At 68.6% G+C, this 3,638-nt stretch carries 2 protein-coding genes and 3 pseudogenes; 2 read left to right on the top strand and 3 right to left on the bottom strand.

Translation table 11 applies throughout. From position 1 onward, the window contains the following. The 3 genes and pseudogenes from ACLHRZ_RS36770 to ACLHRZ_RS36760 form a co-directional block, all read right to left on the bottom strand. Positions 1-408: IS110 family transposase (locus ACLHRZ_RS36770; RefSeq protein ID WP_490422934.1), on the bottom strand; the 408-nt coding region annotated here is incomplete at its 3' end. A 199-nt stretch (positions 409-607) separates the two neighbouring features. Then, positions 608-979 (bottom strand): annotated as a pseudogene (locus tag ACLHRZ_RS36765) (transposase family protein); the annotation flags it as partial. Between the two features lie 502 nt (positions 980-1,481). Next, a pseudogene (locus ACLHRZ_RS36760) lies at positions 1,482-1,673 on the bottom strand (IS256 family transposase); the annotation flags it as partial. A 136-nt stretch (positions 1,674-1,809) separates the two neighbouring features. On the opposite strand from ACLHRZ_RS36760, the pseudogene ACLHRZ_RS36755 reads away from it, so the two are divergent. Both ACLHRZ_RS36755 and ACLHRZ_RS36750 read left to right on the top strand, forming a co-directional pair. Continuing rightward, a pseudogene (locus tag ACLHRZ_RS36755) lies at positions 1,810-3,071 on the top strand (IS256 family transposase). Positions 3,072-3,143: 72 nt separating this feature from the next. Then, positions 3,144-3,452 (top strand): hypothetical protein, encoded by a 309-nt coding sequence (locus tag ACLHRZ_RS36750; protein ID WP_490422933.1) that lies wholly within the window; start codon positions 3,144-3,146, stop codon positions 3,450-3,452. Positions 3,453-3,638 lie beyond the last annotated feature (186 nt).

The raw sequence follows: 3,638 nt of genomic DNA, 5'->3' as shown, positions 1-3,638 counted from the left end.
GACGACCTTGACGGCCTGGGCCTGGTCGCTGTCCCCGGCCACCGGTCGCAGCTGGTCGCGGTCGATGCGGACCATGTCGGCCAGCGCGTGGGCGTCGCCCTTGTCGCTTTTGGCGCCGGAGGTGCCGTACCGCTCCTTGAAGCGGGCGACCTGCCGGGGGTTGATCGCGTAGACCCGGTAGCCGGCGGCGATCAGGGCCTGCACCCAAGTGCCCCGGTCCGTCTCGATCCCCACAACCACGTCGGCTGGATCGGGGTCCTCGCCCGCATGCTTGGCCACGAGCCCGTGGAACTTGGCGATCCCTTCCGCGCCCTCGGGCAGCCTCGCGGTCGCGAGCCTGCGGCCGGTGGCGTCCTGGACCTCGACATCGTGGTGGTCCTCGGCCCAGTCATCTCCGATCAGCAGCAACTCTTCCTCCTGGTCAGGTACTTCCCGGTCGTGCAGCCCGCGGAAGACACGGCACGCGGCCTAATGGATCCAGTACTCACGCTCTGCTCGGCGGGCACGCCACCCCATCAGTGGTCATGGCCTTCCGGCCGACCAGCAGGGGCACGGTCTGACCACAGAAGTCGAATGCTTCCGGCGGCGAGAGTGCTCACCTGCTGGCGGCTACGGCACCGAGTCTCTCCGACCCGGCAGCTCCCATTAGGCGGACGATTCGCCGCTGGTACCGGTCCAGCACTCCGGGCACCTGCTCGCGGAAGGTGTGGCGGCAGCCGCGCGTGGGACACACCAGGCGTCGCACCCGCACACGGACCACCACCCGTCGATCGTCGACCGGCACGTCGGCCACTGTCCGCCAGTGATAGCCGTGCACGCGCTCCGACGAGGCCCCGCACACCGGGCAGGCCGCAGTGTCCTGCGGCGTCCGTGCTCGCACCAGGATCCGCTCACCTTCGTCGGCCACATCCTCGATGACCAGCGGGGACAGGCCCGAAAACACCATCTGCACGAGCTCGTTGACATCCTCCACGCGAATATCAACACCCCTTCACGACTCTCCGTCACCACCGAAAGTGCGACAGGGCCGTTAATCAGACTCCCTCCCGCGCCCTCCATCCGGCCAGTGGCCGCGCCACTCTCAGCCACCTGGCCAAAGAAAGGGGACAGCCAGCCCACCTCCCGCGCGCACGGCGGCTGCCGCAGCGGTGCTTGACAGAAGCCCCCGGGGGTGTCACACTCTGATTGGAGGATTGCTTCTGCGTGTCCCACAACAGGATCGGCAAACAGTGGCCTCGTCGCGCGACTCCGGCATCCGCGAGCATCCAGCGCCTCCGGCAATATCACCGAGCACCGGCTGCCTGGCCTGCGCCGAGGCCTGTCCACCGTGCCTGCTGCACACCCTGCTCCACCACACCCCAGGCGGCTCTGCCCCGGAAGTCCGTGGATCCCCCGGTCAGCGGCGGGAACGCAAGATCGTTTCAGCGGGGTGTACTGCTCCGTGAGGGCGTGCCCGCGCCTCCGTGAAAGTATCTGGGGTTTCAGTTGAGGGTAATACGGTCCTGGAAGTAGACCGAGAACGCGTTCAACGCGGCTTTCCAGTGCGGTGCGACGTGCGTCCTGCTGCGCGTCTTGGGCTCGATCAGCTCACGGATCGCGAGGTAAAGCACCTTCACGGCGGCCTGTTCCGTGGAGAAGTGACCACGGTTGCGGGTGACTTTCCGCAGCCGCGCGCGAGGGTGTACACCTGATTGTGTGAGTGGGGGATGATGGCTCCTGTTGAGTCCGGTTCCTGCCCTGATCGGAAAGTGACGCACAGTGATATCGAGGCAGGACGATGAGATGGACCGCGCCGAGGCTGCTGAACGGGTGGCACGGGTGTTGTCGCCGGAGGCGATCGACTCTTTGATCGCGGACGCGCGGGAGTCCGGGGTCCCTCTGGATGGCCAAGGCGGGCTGCTGCAGCAGATGATGAAGCAGGTCATCGAGCGGGCTCTGCAGGCCGAGATGGCGGACCACCTCGGCCACGAGGCCGGGGACCCGGCCGGCCGCGGTTCCGGGAACAACCGCAACGGCTCCTACGGCAAGACGGTGACCACCACGGCGGGGCCGGTCGGGATCGACGTGCCGCGGGACCGCAAGGGCGAGTACGAGCCGCGGATCGTGCCGAAGGGGACGCGGCGGCTGGGGCAGGTGGACGAGATGATCCTGTCGCTGTACGCACGCGGCATGACCACAAGGGACATCACCGCGCACCTGGCCGAGGTGTACGGGGCCGAGGTCTCCCCGGCGCTGGTCTCGAGGGTGACCGATGTGATCGCGGACGAGGTGAAGAGCTGGCAGGACCGGCCAGTCGACGAGTGCTACCCGATTTTGTACATCGACGCTATCCGGATCAAGGTCCGTGACAGCGGGCACGTCGTCAACAAGGCCGCTCACCTGGTCATCGGCGTCGACGTGGACGGCATCGAGAACGTCCTGGGCATCTGGCTCCAGGATCACGAGGGGCGAAATTCTGGCTTCACGTGCTCACCCGGCTCAAACACCGCGGCCTGAAGGACGCGCCGGTGGTGTGCTGTGATGGACTCAAGGGCCTGCCCGAGGCGATCGAGGCTGTCTGGCCCCAGGCCGTCACGCAGCTATGCGTCGTTCACCTGATCAGGTCGGCGCTCAAATACGTGAACTCCACCGACCGCAAGAAAGTCGCCGCCGCCCTCAAGCCCGTCTACACCGCCGTCGACGAGACCGCAGCCCTCGAAGCCCTCGAGAAGGTCCGCGAGGACTGGGGCCGCCATTACCCCGGCACCATCAGCGTGTTCGAGAACGCCTGGGAGCAGTTCATCCCGTTCCTCGACTTCGACCAGGACATCCGCCGCGTCATCTACACGACCAACGCCATCGAGTCCATGAACCGCAACCTGCGCAAACTCGTCAAAACATCCGGCCATTTCCCCTCCGACGACGCCGCCCTCAAGATGCTCTACCTCGGCATCCGCAACATCGAGGGCCGCCACATCGACGGCAACGGAACCAAGGTCCCCACCGGCCGCGTCCGCGGCACCGGCACCCTCGGCTGGACCCGCGCCATGAACCAGTTCAAGATCCGCTTCGGCGACCGGCTCCCCCTCTAACCAACATCAACCCACAGTAACCACGGCAGGGACCAGGACCACAGAGCACAACACCAATCACACACAACCCAGTTGACATCCCCGCGGGCGGGGGTGCGTCGGCTGCTGGCCCGCCACCGCCTCCTGCCCGCCCCCGCCGTGGGCGCGGGCGCCGGGACGGTCTCGGGTGCCCCACCGGGGGGCAGGGGTCGGGCCCCCGCCACGGCCGCGGCCCGCTCCCGGGCGCCAGCCCGGCTGCCGGCTCTGCCGGGGCCCGTGCCGGGGGGCCCGCCGCTGCGGGGCCTGCCGGAGACGGTGCGGGGCCTGCTGGCCCACCGTGTCCTCTGCCGCGCCTGCGAGCACGCCGTCCTGGCCGTCCTCGCCCGCGGGCCCGCGCCCTGACCCGCGGGCCCGCACGTCCGGCCCGGCCTTCTGCCGGGGCCGGGCGGCGACATCACCGGTTCACACCCCCGCCCCTGCGGGTGACCCGGGCCCCGGCGGCTTCCCCGCCACCCCGCCCTGTACCACCCTGGACCCACCCGCACCACACACCGGAGCACATGTGGGCGCTCATGGAATTGACCCGGG

The organism is Streptomyces sp. AM25 (assembly GCF_058146165.1).
This window is presented reverse-complemented; position numbering and strand designations above follow the sequence as displayed.